We start from the raw sequence: 17,854 nt of genomic DNA on the forward strand, positions 1-17,854 counted from the left end.
GTCAGCAGCAGGATCGTGACGAACGCGGCCGGGCCGACAGCTGTGTCCCGGACCGGTCTGACTACCAGGCGGCGGTCCGGCCTGCTCCGGTGATCGTGATGACGGCCTCTCCGGCTTCGTCGCTGGTCGCCAGGTCGACCTCGGCGGTGAGCGAGTAGTCGTGGTCACCCTCGGGGTCGTCGAGGATCTGACGCACCCGCCAGGAGGTGGGGAGCCGCTCGATGATCAGCAGCGCCGGTCCACGCGCGTTCGCGCCGACCTGGACCTGGGCGTGCTCGGTGAAGTAGTCCGCCAGCGCGGACTCCCACTCCCCGGCGCCCCAGCCCTGGTCGCCGTCCAGCTCGCCGAGCTCCCACCAGCGGCGGCGGGCGATCAGCTCCACCCGACGGAAGAGCGCGTTGCGGACCAGCACGGTGAAGGCTCGGAGGTTGCTGGTGACAGCGGGAGGCCGTCGATCGGCCTCGGCGACGAGCTCGGCCTCCGGGTCGGCGTCGGGACTGCGCAGCTTCTCCCACTCGTCCAGCAGGCTGGAGTCGGTCTGCCGCACCAGCTCGCCGAGCCAGGCGATCAGGTCCTCCAGCCCCTCGGTCCGCTTGGTCTCCGGCACGGTCTGCCGCAGCGCCTTGTACGCGTCGGCCAGATAGCGCAGCACCAGGCCCTCCGCCCGCGCGAGACCGTAGAACGCCACGTACTCGGTGAAGGTCATCGACCGCTCGAACAGGTCCCGAGCGACCGACTTCGGCTCCAGGGCGTGGTCCAGCACCCAGGGATGGCTCGTCGCGTACGCCCGGTAGCCCACCTCGAGCAGGTCCGCCAGGGGGCGGGGGTAGGTGACGTCCTCGAGCAGCTCCATCCGCTCCTCGTACTCCAGCCCCTCCCGCTTCATCCCCTCGACCGCCTCGCCGCGGGCCTTGGACCGCTGCGCCGAGAGGACCGGGCGGGGGTTCTCCAGGATCGACTCGATCACCGACAGCGCGTCCAGCGGGTACTCCGGTGACTCGATGTCCAGCAGGTCGACGGCGGCCAGGGCGAACGGTGACAGCGGCTGGTTGAGGGCGAAGTCGGCCTGCAGGTCGACGGTCAGCCGGGCCAGCCGTCCGTGGTCGTCGGGCTGGTCCAGCCGCTCCACCACCCCGGTGTCCAGCAGCCCGCGGTAGATCCGCAGCGCATCGTGCACGTGCTTCCGGCGCCGCCGCGGCGCTTCGTCGTTGTCGGTCAGCAGCTCGCTCATCGAGGTCCAGCAGTTCCCCGGCCGGGAGATGACGTTGATGATCATGGCGTGGGTCACCGCGAAGCTCGACTCCAAGGGCTCCGGCGGGGCCCCGACCAGCCGCTCGTACGTCGGCTCGCCATACCCCACGGTGCCTTCCGGCGGCTTCTTGCGGACCACCTTGCGCCGCTTCTTCGGGTCGTCGCCCGCCTTGGCCAGGGCCTTGAGATTGGCCACCACGTGGTCGGGGGCCTGGACCAGCACGGTGCCCGCGGCGTCGTAGCCGGCCCGTCCGGCCCGGCCCGCGATCTGGTGGAACTCCCGCGCGGTCAGCAGCCGCGGCTTGACCCCGTCGTACTTGCTCAGCGCGGTGAACAGCACGGTGCGGATCGGCACGTTGATGCCCACCCCCAGGGTGTCGGTGCCGCAGATGATCTTGAGCAGACCGGCCTGGGCCAGCAGCTCGACCAGTCGGCGGTACTTGGGCAGCATCCCGGCGTGGTGGACGCCGATCCCGTTGCGGACCAGCCGGGACAGCACCTTGCCGAACCCGGCGGCGAACCGGAAGCCGCCGATCAGGTCGGCGATCTGGTCCTTCTCCTCGCGGGTGCAGACCCGCAGGCTGTTCAGCGCCTGGGCCTGCTCGATGGCCGCGGCCCGGCTGAAGTGCACGACGTAGATCGGCGCCTGGTGGGTGGCGAGCCGCTCTTCGATCGTCTCGTGCACCGGGGTGGTCACCCACTCGTAGTGCAGTGGCACGGGGCGCTCGGCCGACGCGATCACCGCGGTCGGCCGGCCCGTCCGACGGGTCAGGTCGTGCTCGAACCGGGTGACGTCGCCGAGGGTGGCCGACATCAGCAGGAACTGGGCGTCGCGGAGCTCCAGCAGCGGAACCTGCCAGGCCCAACCACGGTCCGGGTCGGCGTAGAAGTGGAACTCGTCCATCACCACGCTGGCGATCCCCTGCCCGGGACCCTGGCGCAGGGCCAGGTTGGCCAGCACCTCCGCGGTGCAGCAGATGATGTCGGCGTCCGCGTTCACCGAGGCGTCGCCGGTCATCATCCCGACCCGCTCGGGACCGAAGATCTCGGTGGCGGTGAAGAACTTCTCGCTGACCAGCGCCTTGATCGGCGCGGTGTAGAAGGTGCGGCCGCCTTGGGCGGCGGTGGCGTACTCCAACCCGGTGGCGACCAGGCTCTTGCCCGAGCCGGTCGGCGTCGCCAGGATCACGTTGCTGCCGGTGACCAGCTCCAGCAGCGCGTCGGCCTGCGCCGGGTACGGGGTCAGGCCGCGCCCCTCCGCCCACCCGGTGAACGCCTCGTACAGAGCATCGGGTTCGGGCGAGACGGCGGCGGGATCCAGGAGGGGCATGATCCGTCGATCGTCCCGTGGAACCCGACCGGACACAAACGGGTGCCGGGCTCCGGTTGACCCGAACGACGGTCTCACGGCCGCCGGAGGCCCGACAGCCCAACCCGGCGGCGTTGGCACCCGGCATCCGGGGCATTCCCCCTCCGGTCCAGGGCGACCCGACACCTGGCCTCGCGCTCGAGCTCCGACCCCGGCTCCCGACACCGGCCGTGCCGGCGAGCAGGAATACTCGGTCCATGAGACGGTCGATCGCCCTGGTCGTGACCACCGGCCTGCTGGCCCTGGTGGCCGGCTGCACCGAGGAACGGACCCCGACGGCGGCGACCTCGCCGACGGCACCGCCGGCCAGCTCCGCCGCCCCGCCCACGGCTGCGACGAGTCCGAGCGTCCGGACCACGCCGTCGCCCCGGCCCACCACACCGTCCCCGACCCCGAGCGAGAAGCCGGACCCGATCTCGGTGCGGGCGCTGATCGAGAAGGACTACAACGGCGACAAGCTGAAGCTCGGCCGCGTGATCAACCGGACCGACGACTACACGACCCGGATCGTCACCTACCGCAGCGAGAAGCTCACCGTCTCCGGCGTGATGCTGGTGCCCGACGGCAAGGGACCCTTCCCGGTGCTGGTCCTCAACCACGGCTACATCAACCCGGACACCTACTTCCCCGGCCAGGGGATGCCGCGCGAGCACGACTACCTGGCCCGTCAGGGGTACGTCGTGTTCCACACCGACTACCGCGGGCACGCCTCCGGCGACGACGACCCGGACGTGGACTACGAGCTGCGGCTGCCGTACGCCGTCGACACGATCAACGCGGTCTACGCGGTGAAGCGCTCGAAGCTCGACTTCCTCGACGGCGACCGCGTCGGCTGGCTCGGGCGGTCGATGGGCGGCAACGTGACCCTGAACGCGCTGGTGGCCCAGCCGAACCTGGTCGACGCCGCCGTCATCTACGCCTCGACGAGCTCACTGGCCGCGCAGAACTGGAAGCAGTTCTACCGGGCCAGTGACGACCGCCGCTCGGTCAACCGGAAGATCGAGCGCACCTACGGGCTGCCCGAGGACAGTCCCGCGTTCTGGAAGGCGGCCTCACCGAAGACGTACTTCGACCGGGTCGACGACCCGCTGATGGTGCACCACGGCACCGCCGACGACACCTGCCCGATCTCCTGGTCGGCCGACATCGTCGAGACCTTGGAGAAGAAGGGCAAGGACGTCACCTTCCACCGCTACTCCGGCGCCGGGCACACCTTCGAGGGCGCCACCTGGCAACGGGCCATCGAGCGCACCACCGACTTCTTCGACGAGCACCTGGACTGAGGTCAGTCGCGCTCGGAGCGCACGACCTTGCCGGACGACGCGTCGATCCACAGCTCGTAGTCGTCGCCACCGGCCACCTCGACGGAGACGTCCCAGACGGTCCGCTGGTTCTCCCGGGTGAGCTCGGCGTCGGTGACCTCGCCGCCCGACACCCGCTGCTCGGCCGCCCTGACGGCGTCGGCGACGGTGACGTCGGGCAGGTTCCCGCGCTGGACCGCCGACAGCGACTCGGCCTGGTTGCCGGTGATCTCCCCGTCCTGGTCGACCTGCAGCTCGCGACCGCCGCCACCGACGCGCACCAGGACCTCCCACGAGGAGCCGCTGTCGTCGTCCTTGGACAGCTCGACGACTGTGCTGTCGGCCAGCCCGGTCTCGGCCGCCTTCGCCGCGCCGAGGGCGTCCAGACCGCCGTTGGCGGACGGTCGCTTCGACGTCGCGGCGTCGGTCGGCGCTTCGGAAGCCGTCGGGCTCGCCGGGTCAGCCGGCGCCGAGCCGGCTGGGGTCGAGGTGGGTGGAGCGATGGAGATGTCGGTCGGGGCGGGGGTGGTCGCCGCGTCGTCGCTGCCACAGGCCGTGAGCGGGAGGACGAGGGCAGCCAGTCCGGCGACCAGACCGGCGGTGCGGCGGGTCGACCGAGGTGCGAGGGGCATGACGGACACGAGGCTCCTGAGGCCGGGGCAGGCGAGTCAGGACACCCTACCCAGCGAGCACCAGGGTCTGGTCGGTCTCAGCCGCGACCCACGTACGGCATCGTGGTGGCCATCACCGTCATGGTCAGCACGTTCGCCTCCGGCGGCAGGCTCGCCATGTAGACGACGGCCCGGGCCACGTCCTCGACGTCCATCCGGGGCTCGACACCGGTGGAGAAGTCGGCCTGCAGGATCCCCGAGGCCATGTCCTTGGTCAGGTCGGTGGCGGCGTTGCCGATGTCGATCTGACCGCACGCGATCCCGTGGCGACGGCCGTCCAGCGCTGTCGACTTGGTCAGACCGGTGATGGCGTGCTTGGTCGCGGTGTACGCCACCGACAGCGGCCGGGGGACGTGGGCGGAGATCGACCCGTTGTTGATGATGCGACCGCCCGGCGGGTCCTGGCGCCGCATCACCCGGAACGCCTCCTTGGTGCACAGGAAGGCCCCGGTCAGGTTGACGTCGACGACCGCCTTCCACTCCTTGACGTCCAGCTCGTCGATCTCGGCCGACCACGCGCCCCGGCCCGCGTTGTTGAAGAGCAGGTCGACCCGGCCGTACTTGTTGACGGCCCGGGCGAAGAGGTTGTGCACCGAGGTCGGGTCGGTCACGTCGGCCACGCCGCAGTCCATCGAGAGCTCGGGGTGCTCGGCGACCAGAGCCGTCAACGGCTCCACCCGCCGGCCGGCGACCACCACCGTCCACCCCTCCCGGGCCAGGGCGACCGCGGAGGCGGCCCCGATGCCGGAGCCGCCACCGGTCACGATGGCCACCCGCCGCCCGGCCGAGGCGGCGTCGGAAGCACTCTGCTCTGCGTCAGTCACGGGCGAAACGCTAGTCGTTGCGGCCGGCGGCCCGTCAGGGGTGTCCCCGTCGGGACCGCTCCCCCCGCACCTCGGGCCTGTCGGCCCGCGGGTGGCCGGGCGACGGCTCAGCCGGCCAGCAGGCCGACCACCGGATCCGGTACGTGCTCGTCGAGCAGGGCGAGGATCTGCTGGTCGGTCAGACCGTCACCGTGCAGGCGGCCGAGGAACCGGCTGGCCCGGAACACGGCGTGCCACAGATCCGGCTCGGACTCCAGCACGGCGGCCTGGTCGGCGTCGATGCGCAGGCTCTCGACGCGGAGCTTGTCGCGGTGCTGGCGCACCAGCTGCCGCAGCTCCCGGCCGCCCACGGCGCCACGCTCGGTGGCCGCCGCCCACAGCCGCGGGAAGCGATCCCGGGCGTCGACCGCGTCGCGGAGCAGCTCGACCACCTCGGCCACGGCCGCCTCGTCCCGCCGCTCGTCCTGCAGCAGCGGCCACCGGCGGGCAGCAGCGCGCAACGACGCCGAGCGGTCGATCAGCGCGCCCGGGCCCGGCACCCCGTGCTCGGCCGCGAAGTGCGCGGCCACGTCGAGCAGCACGGCCTCCTCGTCGGGCCGCCGCACGGGTGTTCTGTCGAGGGCCACGGCGCCGTCGTGGTCGTGGCCACTCGAGGGTCGGCGGGCGGTGTCACCGGAGGCGTATTCGTACATGTGAGTGATTCTGACAGAGACCTCCGACAGACCTCCGCCCCGCGGCTGCACCTTCTGAGCGCAGCCGCACCCCTCGCGCGTGGCTGCACCCGATGGCCGCGGCTGCACCGCCGGCAGCCGGTGCAACGGCTGCCAGAGGGTGCAGGAACCGCCCGAGGGTGCAGGAACCGCCCGAGGGTGCAGGAACCGCCAGAGGGTGCAGGGACCGCCCAGGGCGTGCAGGGACGCCGAGGTCAGCGCCGGTCGGCCTCCGCCACGGCGATCTCGTCGTTGCTCGGCTCAGCGCTGCTCGGCTCGGCGTTGTTCGGCTCAGCGCTGCTCGGGTCGGCGTTGCGCAGCTCGGCGTCGGTCGACTCCGTCCGGGCGGGCTCGGCGCCGGTGGGCTCGCCGTGCGGGCCGTGACCGGGGGCCACCGCCTCGGTCTTGCGCAGCGTCAGGGCCAGCGCGACCGCTACCACCCCGATGACGGCTGCCACCAGGAAGGCCAGGTGCAGACCGGCCACCTCGGCGGCGATGTCGTCGGCCCCGGTCGTGGCCGCCGTCTGTGCCCGCAGGGTCACCACGGTGACCAGGAGGGCGACACCCGCAGCGCCGGCCACCTGCTGCAGGGTGGACAGGATCGCGCTGCCGTGGGAGTAGAGACTCGGCGGCAGCGGGTTGAGCGCGGTCGTGAAGGCGGGAGTGAACAGGAAGGCCAGCCCGGTCGACAGGGTCAGGTGGATGCCGAGCAGCAGCGGGATGGGCGTCGTCGGCCCCACCTGGGTGAGGGCCAGCATGGTCAGCACCAGGAGCGCGGATCCGGAGGCCGACAGCCAGCGCGGACCGTACTTGTCGAACAGCCGACCGACCACCGGGCCGAGCAGCCCCATCAGCAGACCGCCGGGCAGCAGCAGCATCCCCGTCTGCAGGGTGTTGAGTCCCCGGACGTTCTGGAAGTAGATGGGCAGCAGGATGATCGCCCCGAAGAGGGCGACGGCGGCGATGCAGAGCAGGGCCACCCCGCGACGGAACATCGTGAAGCTGAAGGCCCGCAGGTCCAGCAGCGGACCCTTGCCGGCGACCAGGGCCCGCTGGCGGACCACGAACAGCACCAGGCAGACGACGCCGACGACCAGCGACACCGGAGCGACCCAGGCAGCCGAACCGCTGGATTCGCCCAACCGGCTCAGACCGAAGACGATGCCGCCGAAGCCCGGGACCGACAGCAGCACGGAGACGACGTCGAGCGGCTGGTCGCCGTCGGCGTTGACGTTCACCAGACCCTTGAGCCCGTACGCGAGCGCCGCCAGGGCGATCGGCAGCACCAGCAGGAACATGAAGCGCCAGGGGAGGAACTGCAGGATCAGGCCGGACAGCGTCGGGCCGATCGCCGGCGCCACCGAGATGGCGATGCTGACGTTGCCCATCACCACGCCCCGCCGGTGGATCGGCACCAGGGTCAGGATCGTGGTCATCAGCAGCGGCAGCATGATGGCGGTGCCCGACGCCTGGATGATCCGGCCGAGCAGCAGCACCCAGAAGCCGGGCGCGACGCCGGCCAGCAGGGTCCCGGCACTGAACAGGCCGAGGGCGGCGCCGTAGACCGTACGGGTGGAGAACCGCTGCAGCAGGAACCCGGTGGTCGGGATGACGACCGCCATGGTCAGCATGAAGGCCGTGGTGAGCCACTGCACGGTGCCCGCGGAGAGATCGAGATCGACCATCAGCACCGGCAGCGCGACACCCATGATCGTCTCGTTCAAGATCACCACGAAGGTCGCGATCAGCAGCGTGGCGATGACCTTGCGGTCACGGCTGCGCAGCTGGGCGTCAGCGACGTCGGTCGTCGTCATGGTGGTGCTCCTGTGTCTCGGTGTCTCTGCGCGGTGTCTCGTTGTCTCTGCGCGGGGTCTCGGTGTCGGCCCGCGGTGCGTCGGTCGGTCTGCACGGGGCAGGCCCGCGGGTGGTGGTCGCGTCCGTCACCTGGGACTACGCCGCCGGATCGGACTCATCGGCCCGGGTAGCCTGGAACGCCTTCCCGAGCCGCCGGACGGTGGCCCCGGGTCGACCCGACCGGAGCAGTCGCACCCCACACGATGGCAGAGACATGACCGAACAGCACCCCGTTTCCTCGTCCGGGCCGGACCACGGCCCGCCGCCGAACCAGCCGACCTACGGGCCAACGACCGGCGGACCGGACTCATTCCCGGCGCCGGGACCGTACGGCGCTCAGCCCTACGACCCGTACGCGCCGCCGGCCCCGTACGCTCCGGCCGGACAGCTCCCGGTCGGACAGCAGCCCCCCGCCGGACAGCAGCCCCCGCCGGGCTACCCGGCCGGGCAGGTCCCGCCCGGCGCTCCGCAGGTCTGGGGGCCCCTGGGTCCCCCGGTCTGGAAGGACCCGCTGCCGGCCCCCGGCACCGAGTACCACCGGTTCCTGCGGACGCCCCGCAACGCCTGGTGGAAGGGCGTGCTGGCGATCGTCGGCTTCGTCCTCGGCTACCTGATCATCAACACCGTGGTCGGGGTCGGGGCGATCGCCTTCGACGTCCTCACCGGTCGCTCCACCTGGGAGTCCTACAGCACCGGCGCGGTGGAGTTCACGCCGGCGATCTTCCTGGCCACCAACGTCGGCAACGCGTTGTCCATCCCGCTGGCCATGCTGCTGCAGTGGTGGATCTGGGGTCAGCCGAAGCGCTGGCTGCACTCGGTGGCCGGGGTCTTCCGCTGGCGGCTGCTGGGTCGCAGCGCCGCGGTCGTCGTCCCGCTGTGGCTGGTCTACATGGGGGTCTCGGCGATCGCGTTCCCGCAGACCTCAGGCATCACCGGGCCGGGGAGCTTCACCGGCGAGAGCATCGCGCTGCTGATCATCATGCTGCTCACCACCCCGCTCCAGGCGGCCGGTGAGGAGTACGGCGCCCGTGGGCTGATCATGCGGTCCGCCGGCAGCTGGGTCGCCTCGCCGGTGCCCGGGCTGATCATCGCGACGATCGTGCCGTCGCTGGTCTTCATGGCCGCGCACGGCGCGGGCGACCCGTGGCTGAACGTCTACTACTTCGTCTTCGGGGCCGCCATGTCGCTGCTGGTCTGGCGGACCGGCGGCCTGGAGGCCGCCGTCGTCGTGCACGCGGTCAACAACATGATGGCCTTCGGGATCGTCATCCTGGCCGGCCAGGAGATCAACCTCGACCGCAGCGCCGGCACCGGTGGGCCGTTCATGCTGGTGCCGATGGCGGTGCTGCTGGTCGTCACCCTGCTGCTCTCGCTGCTGGCCCGGCGCTGGAAGGTCCAGCGGACCTCTCAGCCGACCGGGGCCGGATCGCCGGCGGCGCCCGGCGAGCCGGCCGCGGTGCTGCCCGGGACCGAGGGCAACGCCACCCACTGACCCGAGGCGGCCGACTCCTCCGCGGCGCTGACGAACGCCGCGGAGGCCACGGCGTCGGCGATGGTGGAGTTGTCGTGTGCGGTCCCGGCGACCGCAGCGAGGAACTTCTTGGCCTCGATCGTCTTCAGGTCGTCGAAGCCCATCGAGCAGCCGGCGCCGGGCTGGAACCGGCCGAAGTCGCCGTACGTGGGGTTGGCGTTGACCGTCACGTAGCCGAGCTCGGACGCGCCCCGGCCGCTGAACACCTTCAGCTCGTTCAGCCGCTCGAAGTCCCAGGACACCGACCCCTCGGTGCCGTAGATCTCGATGCCGTAGCGGCAGTCGGGACCCACCGCGACGCGCGAGGACTCGAGGGTGCCGACCGCGCCCGCGCCCGGGCCGCTCCCGCCGAAGCGGAGCAGCGAGGCCACGTAGTCCTCGTTCTCCACGTCGCCCTGCTCGCCGCCCTCGAGGACGGCGAAGTGCGTGCCGGACCCCATCGGCAGGATCGGGCGTCGGGTGTGCACGGTCGAGGTCAGGGCGGTCACGTCGCTGACCGGCCCGACCAGGTAGGTGCACAGGTCCACGGCGTGACTGCCGAGGTCGCCCAGCACCCCGCTGCCGGCGTACGCCCGCTGGAACCGCCAGGACAGGGCACCCCGCGGGTCGGCGGAGTAGCCGGCGAAGAACACGCACCGGACGTTGGTGATCCGGCCGAGCCGCCCGTTCGCCACCAGCTCGCGGATGTGCTCGACGGCGGGCGCGTGCCGGTAGTTGAAGCCGACGGTGGTGACGACCCCGGCCGCGTCGGCGGCCCGGGCCACATCCCGCGCCTCGTCCAGTCCCCGCCCGACGGGCTTCTCGATCCAGAAGTGCTTGCCCGCCTCCGCCGCCGCCACGCCCATCTCGGCGTGCAGGAAGTTGGGGGCGCAGATCGAGACCACATCGACCTCGGGGTTCGCGAGCACCTCCCGGTAGTCGGTGGTGCCGGTCGCGTAGCCCAGCACGTCGACGGCGTACTGCGCTCGGCTCGGTTCGGTGTCGGCCGCGGCGACCAGCCGCGGGGCGATGCCCAGCTCGGGGTAGGTCAGCGGCACCGCCTGGTAGGCCCTGGTGTGGAGCTTGCCCATCCACCCCACGCTGATGAGACCCACACCCGGGTGAGCGACACCCAACGACTCCGTCATAGGTCGTGATGTTATGACAAAGTAAGGTCCTTGTCAGCAGCCCTCACGCGTCCGGCTCGGGTTCACCGCCCAGGTCCTCGGCGTTGACGTGCCCGTTCGTCCGGTGCTTGGCCTCCAGGCGGATCACGTGCAGCACGGCGTTGATGAGCGCGAGGTGGGTGAAGGCCTGCGGGAAGTTGCCCAGGTGCTGCCCGGTGTGGACGTCGATCTCCTCGCCGTACAGGTTGAGCGGCCCGGCGAAGGAGAGCAGCTTCGCGCACAGCTTGCGGGCCCGGTGGTACTCCCCGATCTCGCACAGGGCCGACACCAGCCAGAACGAGCAGATGGTGAACGACCCCTCCTCGCCGGAGAACCCGTCGTCGGTCTCCTCCACCTTGTAGCGCAGCACCAGACCGTGCACGGTGAGCTCGTCGGCGATGGCCAGCACGGTGGCGCGGATCCGTGGGTCGTCGGGCGGCAGGAACCGCAGCAGCGGGGCCAGCAGTAGGGAGGCGTCCAGGGCGTCGGTGCCGTAGTACTGGGTGAAGACGCCGCGGGCGTCGACCCCGTGGGCGAGGATGTCCTCCTTGATCTCCGCCGCCGCCAGCTCCCACTCGTCGGCCTTGGCGTTCTCGCCGCTCAGCCGGGCCAGCTTGGCGCCCCGGTCGGCCGCCACCCAGCACATGATCTTGGACGAGGTGAAGTGCTTCAGCTCGCCGCGGACCTCCCAGATGCCCGCGTCGGGCTCGCGCCAGTGCTTCAGCGCCTCACTCACCTGCTTGTCCAGGATGGGCCAGATCCGGCCGTCCAGGTGGTCGGCGGCCTTGGCGTGCAGGTAGACCGAGTCGAGCAGGGCGCCCCAGACGTCGTGCTGCTGCTGCGCGTACGCCGCGTTGCCGACGCGGACCGGACGGGAGTTCGCGTACCCGGCCAGGTGGTCGAGCTCGTACTCGGTCAGCTCCCGCTCACCGGCGATGCCGTACATGATCTGCAGCTGGTCGTCGCGCTCGGCGACGTCGGCGATGAAGGAGAAGAAGTCCAGCGCCTCCCAGTCGAAGCCGATCGAGTAGAGCCCCCACAGCGCGAAGGTGGCATCGCGGATCCAGGTGTAGCGGTAGTCGTAGTTGCGCCCACCGCCCGGCGTCTCGGGCAGCGAGGTCGTCCCGGCCGCGGCGATCGCCCCGGTCGGGGCGTACGTCAGCCCCTTGAGCGTGAGCGCGCTGCGCTGCAGGTACGTGCGCCACGGGTGGTCCGGGAAAGTCCCGCGGGCCAGCCAGTGCTGCCAGTGGTGGGCGGTCCAGACCTGCCGGGCGTACGCGTCGGCGTAGGTCAGCGGCGGCTCCTTGCTGCCCCAGGACAGCGCCACGAACCGGGTGTCGCCCTCCTTGAGCAGCGTCCGCGCGCTGGCCTGTCCGCCCTCGAAGCCCAACCGCAGGTCCGAGGTCAGGGTCATCGGCAGATCCACCCCCTCGGCGGTGGCCCGACCCTGGTGGTAGCCGTGCTCGGTGTAGGTCCAGGCCGCCGTGCGGCGGCCGTAGTCGAAGACCGGCTCGCAGTCCATCACCAGCTGCACCTCGCCGGAGACGCAGCGGATGGTGCGCAACAGGATGTGCTCGGCGTCGTAGTCGTTCGGGGTCCGCCGGTGCGTCTTCGAACGCGTCTCCTCGTGCCGCCAGGGACCCATCAACAGGGTGTCCCGGACCACGATCCAGCCGGTGCCGGTGCCCCAGCTGGTCTCGATGATCATCGTCCCGGGCAGGTAGCGGACGTCGGCGGGCACCTCCACGTCCACCGGGGAGATCCGGAACGAGCCCGCGTGCGGGCCGAGCATCCGGCCGAAGACGCTCCCGGAGTCGAACCGCGGGACGCACATCCAGTCGATCGAGCCACCCGGTGCGAGCAGCGCGCACACCTCGCCGTCGCTCAGGAAGCCGTAGTCTCCGATGGGGACGGACCGGGCACGGCGGGACGGACTCGCGTGCTGGTGGTCGATCGCCTTGCTGCTCGCCATGAGGGAAGCATCGTCGCCGCGTGAATCCGGACGCAAGAGGGGTACTGGAACGGTCGTGTCACGATAGGCGCTGCACGATTCGCACGAGAAACCCGGGGTGTAGCACCGGGGGAGGACGAGATGAGCGGGAACGCAAGCTTTCGACTGAGCAACACCTCGGTTCTGTCGGTCTGCGCGGTCGAGGCGCCGATCGTCGTGCCGTCGAGCGCCTTCGACGACCGGCTGGCCGCGGCGTACGACCGGGTCGGGCTGCTGCCCGGCATGCTGGTCAAGCTCGCCGGGGTCCGCGAGCGGCGATGGTGGCCGGAGGACGTGAGCTTCGCCGACGGCGCGGCGATGGCCGGCGCCAAGGCCCTGGCCGAGGCCGGCATCCAGCCCGAGCAGGTCGGCGTGATGATCAACACCTCGGTCTCCCGGGAGCACCTGGAGCCGTCGACGGCGGTGGCCGTGCACCACCAGCTGGGGCTGCCCACCAGCTGCCTGAACTTCGACCTGGCGAACGCCTGCCTCGGGTTCGTCAACGGCATCCAGCTCGCCGGGATGATGATCGACACCGGGCAGGCCGACTACGCGCTGATCGTGAACGCGGAGGGGTGCCGGCACACCCAGGAGGTGACCCTGGATCGGCTGAACGAGCCCGGCGCCACCGCCGAGGACATCAAGTCGCAGTTCGCCACCCTGACCCTCGGGTCCGGCTCGGCCGCCATGGTGCTCGGTCGTGCCGACGCCCACCCCGAGGGCCACCGCGTGGTGGGCGGGGTGAGCCGGGCCGGCACGGAGCACCACGACCTCTGCGTCGGGGACCTGGAGCGGATGCGGACCGACAGCAAGAAGCTGTTCGAGCACGGGATCGCCCTGGCCATGGCCACCTGGACCGACGCCCAGGACGAGTTCGACTGGAACGGCGAGATCGACTGGTTCGTCGCCCACCAGACCTCGACGGTGCACCTCCGCGCGATGGCGGGCGCCCTCGGCGTCGACCCCGAGCGCTTCCCGGTCACCGTGGAGACGTACGGCAACATGGGACCGGCAGCTGTGCCGTTCACCCTGGCCAAGAACACTGATCGGATGCGGGCCGGCGAGCGGATCCTGCTGCTGGGCATCGGGTCGGGGTTGAACACCTCGTTCGCCGAGATCGTCTGGTGAGGTCGCACCCCCTCGACCTGGCTTCACTGACCGCGGGCGACCTGCCCGGCCTCGACCCGACCTGGTCGCGGCGCCTGGACGTGCCCGACGCCGACGGCATCCCGCGGACCTGGCACTACCTGGAGCGCCCGGCCTGGTCGGGCGCCGAGTCGGCAGCTGGGGAAGCCGGGGAAGGCGGGGCAGCCGGGGAAGCCGGGTTTTCCGACCACGGACGTGAGGGCAGCAGCCCCGCGGCCGAGGAAGCCGGGTTTTCCGACCACGGACGAGAAAGCCGCAGCCCCGCAGCCGAGGAAGCCGGATTTTCCGACCACGGACGAGAAAGCCGCAGCCCCGCGGCCGAGGAAGCCGGATTTTCCCACCACGGACGGGGAACTCGCCGCCCCGGGCCTGCCCCGGTCGGCACCATGCTGTGCCTGCACGGCAACCCGACCTGGTCGTACCTGTGGCGCCGGTTCCTCGCCGCCGCCCCAGCGGGCTGGCGGGTGATCGCGCCCGACCAGCTCGGGATGGGCTGGTCGGAGCGGCTGGACCGACCGCGCACCCTGGCCGAGCGGATCGACGACCTCGGCCGGCTGACCGAGGCGCTGGGTGTCACCGACCCGGTCGTCGCCGTGGCCCACGACTGGGGCGGACCGGTGCTGTTGGGTTGGGCCGAGCGTCACCGCGAGCTGCTCGCCGGCGTGGTCCTGACCAACACCGGCGTGACCCTGCCCGCCGACACGGCACCCCCCGGCCTGATCACCCTCGCCCGGTCCGGGCCGTTGCTGGCGACCGTCTGCGCGCGGACCCCGGCGTTCGTCCGGGCCACCACAGCCCTCTCCCGACCGGCGCTGCCCCGAGCCGTCCGCGACGCCTTCGCCAGCCCGTACGCGCTGCCGGGACGCCGCGCCGCCGTCCGGGACTTCGTGGCCGACATCCCGCTCGAGTCGGATCACCCGAGCCGAGCCGCCCTCGACGGCGTGGTCGACGGCCTCGCCGAGCTGGCGGACCTGCCGGCCCTGTTGGTGTGGGGGGCCCGGGACCCGGTGTTCTCGATCCGCTACCTGCACGATCTCCGCCGGCGGCTCCCGCGGGCCGATGTGCAGCTCTACCCGCACGCCTCGCACCTGGTGGCGGAGGACGCTCCGCAGGCCGCGACCGACGTCTGGGACTGGATCGGCGTCTCCGTGGCCCCCTGGCTGGGGTCCATCGACGGTTGGAGTCCGGCCGGAGACGGAGCGCCCCTCGCTCGCACGACAGGCCCGACCGACCCGAGCAACCCGACCGACCCGAGCAACCCGACCGACCCGAGCGACCCGACCGACCCGAGCAACCCGACCGACCCGAGCAACCCGAGCAAGCCGACGGACCGCCCGCTCTGGGAGGGTCTGCTCGCCCGGTCCACCGACGACGAGATCGCGATCGCCGAGCTGGGTGCGGGCGCCGCAGCGCCGATCAGCTTCGCCGACCTCGAGCGGCGGATCGCCCACCTGGCCTCCGGGCTGGACCGAGCCGGGGTGCAACCGGGTCAGCGGGTGGCCCTGCTGGTGCGGCCTGGCATCGAGCTCACCGTGGCCGTGTACGCCTGCTGGCGGGTCGGGGCCGCCATCGTGGTCGCCGACGCCGGCCTCGGGTTGCGCAACCTCGGCCGCGCCCTGCGCAGCGCCGATCCCGACCACCTCATCGCCATCCCGGCCGGTCTGCTCGCGGCCGCCGCCCTCCGGGTGCCGGGAGCTCGGGTCGTCGCCGGGGAGCTGCCGACGGTGCTGCGCCGCCGGCTGCGTGTGTCCCACTCGCTGGCCGAGCTGGAGGCGCAGGGCGCGACCACGACTCACGGTGCCGGCTCACTGACCCCGCCGGCCTCACCGACCTCACCGGCCTCACCGGCGGAGTCGCCGGAGTCGCAGGCCCCGCCGGCCCCCCCGGAGTCGAGCCGTCTCCCGGACCGGGCGCCATCGCCGGACGCCGAGGCCGCCGTCCTCTTCACCTCCGGAGCCACCGGACCGGCCAAGGGGGTCGTCTACCGCCACCACCAGCTCCGAGCCCAGCTCGATCTGGTCCGCACGGCAGCCGACCTGGCGCCGGGCGCCCGGCTGGTGGCCGCCTTCCCCCCGTTCGCGCTCTACGGTCCCGCCCTCGGCGCGGCGGCGGCGGTGCCGGACATGGACCCGACCAAACCGGCCACCCTCACGGCCACCGCGCTGGCCGAGGCGGTGGCCGCCGTCCGGGCCACCGTCGTGTTCGCCTCCCCGGCGGCCCTGCGCAACGTCGCCGCCACGGCCGACGCCCTGACCCCGGGACAGCGTGACCACCTCGGTCGCGTCCAGACGCTGCTGTCGGCGGGCGCCCCGGTGCCGGTGCCGCTGCTGCGGGAGATCCAGACCCTGCTGCCCGGTGCTGTCCTGCACACCCCGTACGGCATGACCGAGGCCCTGCCCACGACCGACGTCACCCTGGCCGAGATCGAGCAGGCGCTGGCCGACGCCGGCCCGGCGGCCGAGGGCGTCTGCGTCGGGCGACCGCTGCCCGGCGTACGACTCGCGGTCGATCCGCTCGACGTCACCGGCACGCCGGTCGGCTCGCTGCGGTCCGAGGCCGGCGTCACCGGCGAGATCTGCGTCGCCGGAGACCACGTCAAGGACCACTACGACCGTCTGTGGAGCACCCAGCGGCGGAGTGCCAGCCCCGCTGGCTGGCACCGGACCGGCGACGTCGGCCACCTGGACGCGCAGGGCCGACTCTGGGTGGAGGGTCGGCTGGTGCACGTGATCACCGGTCCCGACGGTCCAGTCACCCCGGTCGGGATCGAGCAGCGCGTCGAGTCGGTCCCCGCCGTGGTCCTGGCGTCGGCCGTCGGGGTCGGGCCGGCCGGCACCCAGCAGACAGTGGTGGTGCTGGTCGCCGACGACCACCACCCGGGCCCGTTGGCGTCGGCCTCGTTGGCCGCCGAGGTCCGCGCCGCGAGCGGTCGGCCGCTGGCCGCGGTCCTGGTCACCGACCGGTTGCCGGTCGACATCCGGCACGCCTCCAAGATCGACCGCGCCCGGGTGGCCCGCTGGGCCGAGCACGTCCTGGCCGGCGGCGCGTCGCGCGGACGGTACCGACGACCGTGAGCAGTCGGCGGGTCCTGGTCACCGGCGGCCGCAGCCTGCTCGGTGGCGCCGTCGCCCGTTTGCTCGCCGAGCACGGCGACCAGGTAGCGCTCCTGCAACGGCGGCCCGCCGGTCTGGGACTGCCCGAGACCCTGGGCGACGTGGCCGATCGCGCGGTGGTCCGTCGGGCGGTCGCCGGCTGCGACGCCGTCGTCCACCTCGCCGCCAAGGTCGGCGTCAGCGGCCGCTGGTCGGAGTTCTCGCAGACCAACGTCACCGGCACCGACCACCTGGTCCAGGCCTGCCGTGATCTGGGCGTGCCCCGCCTGGTCCACGTCTCATCGCCGTCGGTGGCGCACGCCGGATCGTCCCTGGTCGGCGCCGCCGCGGAGCCGGCCGACCCGCAGCGGGCCCGGGGTCACTACGCCCGCAGCAAGGCGATGGCCGAGCTCCTGGCCCTGTCCGCCGACAGCCCGGAGCTGCGGGTGCTGGCCATCCGCCCGCACCTGGTCTGGGGTCCCGGGGACACCCAGCTGGTCGCCCGGATCGTCGACCGGGCCCGGCGGGGCACCCTGCCGATCCTGGGCTCGGGGGCGGCCCTGGTCGACACCACGTACGTGGACAACGCCGCGGAGGCCCTGGTGGCCGCCGTCGACCGGGTCGACGAGGTGCACGGCCGCGCATTGGTGGTCAGCAACGCCGAACCCCGCCCGATCGGCGAGCTGATCTCCGCCATCGCCGCTGCGGGAGGCGCACCGCCGCCGACCCGGCACGTCCCCGCCGTCGTCGCCTCCGCGGCCGGGGCGGCGGTCGAGGCGGTCTGGTCGGTCCGCCTGGCGATCGGGCAGGCCGCCGAGACCGACCCACCCATGACGCGCTTCCTGGCCGAGCAGCTGAGCACGGCGCACTGGTTCGACCAGCGGGAGACGCAGCGTCTGCTCGGCTGGCGGCCGACCGTCGACCTGGCCACCGGCTTCGCCCGACTGGCGGCGTCGGTCACCTGACAGAA

General features: G+C 72.3%; 12 protein-coding genes. 5 read left to right on the forward strand and 7 right to left on the reverse strand.

The window, feature by feature from the left end; genetic code table 11:
• Positions 1-61 precede the first annotated feature (61 nt).
• Complete coding sequence (locus ABD714_RS11895) at positions 62-2,581, reverse strand: DEAD/DEAH box helicase (RefSeq protein ID WP_344812570.1); 2,520 nt, start codon at positions 2,579-2,581, stop codon at positions 62-64.
• A 236-nt stretch (positions 2,582-2,817) separates the two neighbouring features.
• Between ABD714_RS11895 and ABD714_RS11900 the strand changes: the two genes are divergently transcribed.
• Positions 2,818-3,903 (forward strand): alpha/beta hydrolase family protein, encoded by a 1,086-nt coding sequence (locus tag ABD714_RS11900; RefSeq protein WP_344812571.1) that lies wholly within the window; start codon positions 2,818-2,820, stop codon positions 3,901-3,903.
• A gap of 2 nt (positions 3,904-3,905) precedes the next feature.
• On the opposite strand, the gene ABD714_RS11905 is transcribed toward ABD714_RS11900, so the two are convergent.
• From ABD714_RS11905 to ABD714_RS11920, 4 genes are all read right to left on the reverse strand, one after another.
• Positions 3,906-4,553: a PepSY domain-containing protein gene (locus ABD714_RS11905; protein WP_344812572.1), complete on the reverse strand. Its 648-nt coding sequence runs from the start codon at positions 4,551-4,553 to the stop codon at positions 3,906-3,908.
• A gap of 77 nt (positions 4,554-4,630) precedes the next feature.
• Complete coding sequence (locus tag ABD714_RS11910; RefSeq protein WP_344812573.1) at positions 4,631-5,416, reverse strand: SDR family oxidoreductase; 786 nt, start codon at positions 5,414-5,416, stop codon at positions 4,631-4,633.
• Positions 5,417-5,523: 107 nt separating this feature from the next.
• Positions 5,524-6,108 (reverse strand): hypothetical protein, encoded by a 585-nt coding sequence (locus ABD714_RS11915; protein ID WP_344812574.1) that lies wholly within the window; start codon positions 6,106-6,108, stop codon positions 5,524-5,526.
• A 233-nt stretch (positions 6,109-6,341) separates the two neighbouring features.
• Positions 6,342-7,940 (reverse strand): MDR family MFS transporter, encoded by a 1,599-nt coding sequence (locus ABD714_RS11920; protein ID WP_344812575.1) that lies wholly within the window; start codon positions 7,938-7,940, stop codon positions 6,342-6,344.
• A gap of 254 nt (positions 7,941-8,194) precedes the next feature.
• On the opposite strand from ABD714_RS11920, the gene ABD714_RS11925 reads away from it, so the two are divergent.
• Positions 8,195-9,472: a CPBP family intramembrane glutamic endopeptidase gene (locus ABD714_RS11925; protein ID WP_344812576.1), complete on the forward strand. Its 1,278-nt coding sequence runs from the start codon at positions 8,195-8,197 to the stop codon at positions 9,470-9,472.
• Here ABD714_RS11925 and ABD714_RS11930 read toward each other — a convergent pair.
• Positions 9,388-10,638 carry a Gfo/Idh/MocA family protein gene (locus tag ABD714_RS11930; protein WP_344812577.1) on the reverse strand — a complete coding sequence of 417 codons (1,251 nt, stop codon included), beginning with the start codon at positions 10,636-10,638 and terminating at the stop codon, positions 9,388-9,390. The two genes, ABD714_RS11925 and ABD714_RS11930, sit on opposite strands and share 85 nt — an antisense overlap.
• A gap of 43 nt (positions 10,639-10,681) precedes the next feature.
• Positions 10,682-12,628, reverse strand: coding sequence for a glycoside hydrolase family 15 protein (locus tag ABD714_RS11935; protein WP_344812578.1), 1,947 nt, complete (start codon positions 12,626-12,628; stop codon positions 10,682-10,684).
• A 120-nt stretch (positions 12,629-12,748) separates the two neighbouring features.
• Between ABD714_RS11935 and ABD714_RS11940 the strand changes: the two genes are divergently transcribed.
• From ABD714_RS11940 to ABD714_RS11950, 3 genes are read left to right on the forward strand one after another with little or no spacing between them, the layout of a single operon-like run.
• On the forward strand, positions 12,749-13,774 hold the full coding sequence (locus tag ABD714_RS11940) for a 3-oxoacyl-ACP synthase III (protein WP_344812579.1): 1,026 nt from the start codon (positions 12,749-12,751) through the stop codon (positions 13,772-13,774).
• Positions 13,771-16,866: an alpha/beta fold hydrolase gene (locus tag ABD714_RS11945; RefSeq protein WP_344812580.1), complete on the forward strand. Its 3,096-nt coding sequence runs from the start codon at positions 13,771-13,773 to the stop codon at positions 16,864-16,866. The genes ABD714_RS11940 and ABD714_RS11945 overlap by 4 nt, the downstream gene beginning before the upstream one ends.
• Positions 16,863-17,849, forward strand: a complete 987-nt coding sequence (locus ABD714_RS11950) for an NAD-dependent epimerase/dehydratase family protein (protein ID WP_344812581.1) — start codon at positions 16,863-16,865, stop codon at positions 17,847-17,849. The genes ABD714_RS11945 and ABD714_RS11950 overlap by 4 nt, the downstream gene beginning before the upstream one ends.
• Positions 17,850-17,854 lie beyond the last annotated feature (5 nt).

Origin of the sequence: Microlunatus aurantiacus, from assembly GCF_039536605.1 — a bacterium.
Classification (GTDB): domain Bacteria; phylum Actinomycetota; class Actinomycetes; order Propionibacteriales; family Propionibacteriaceae; genus Microlunatus; species Microlunatus aurantiacus.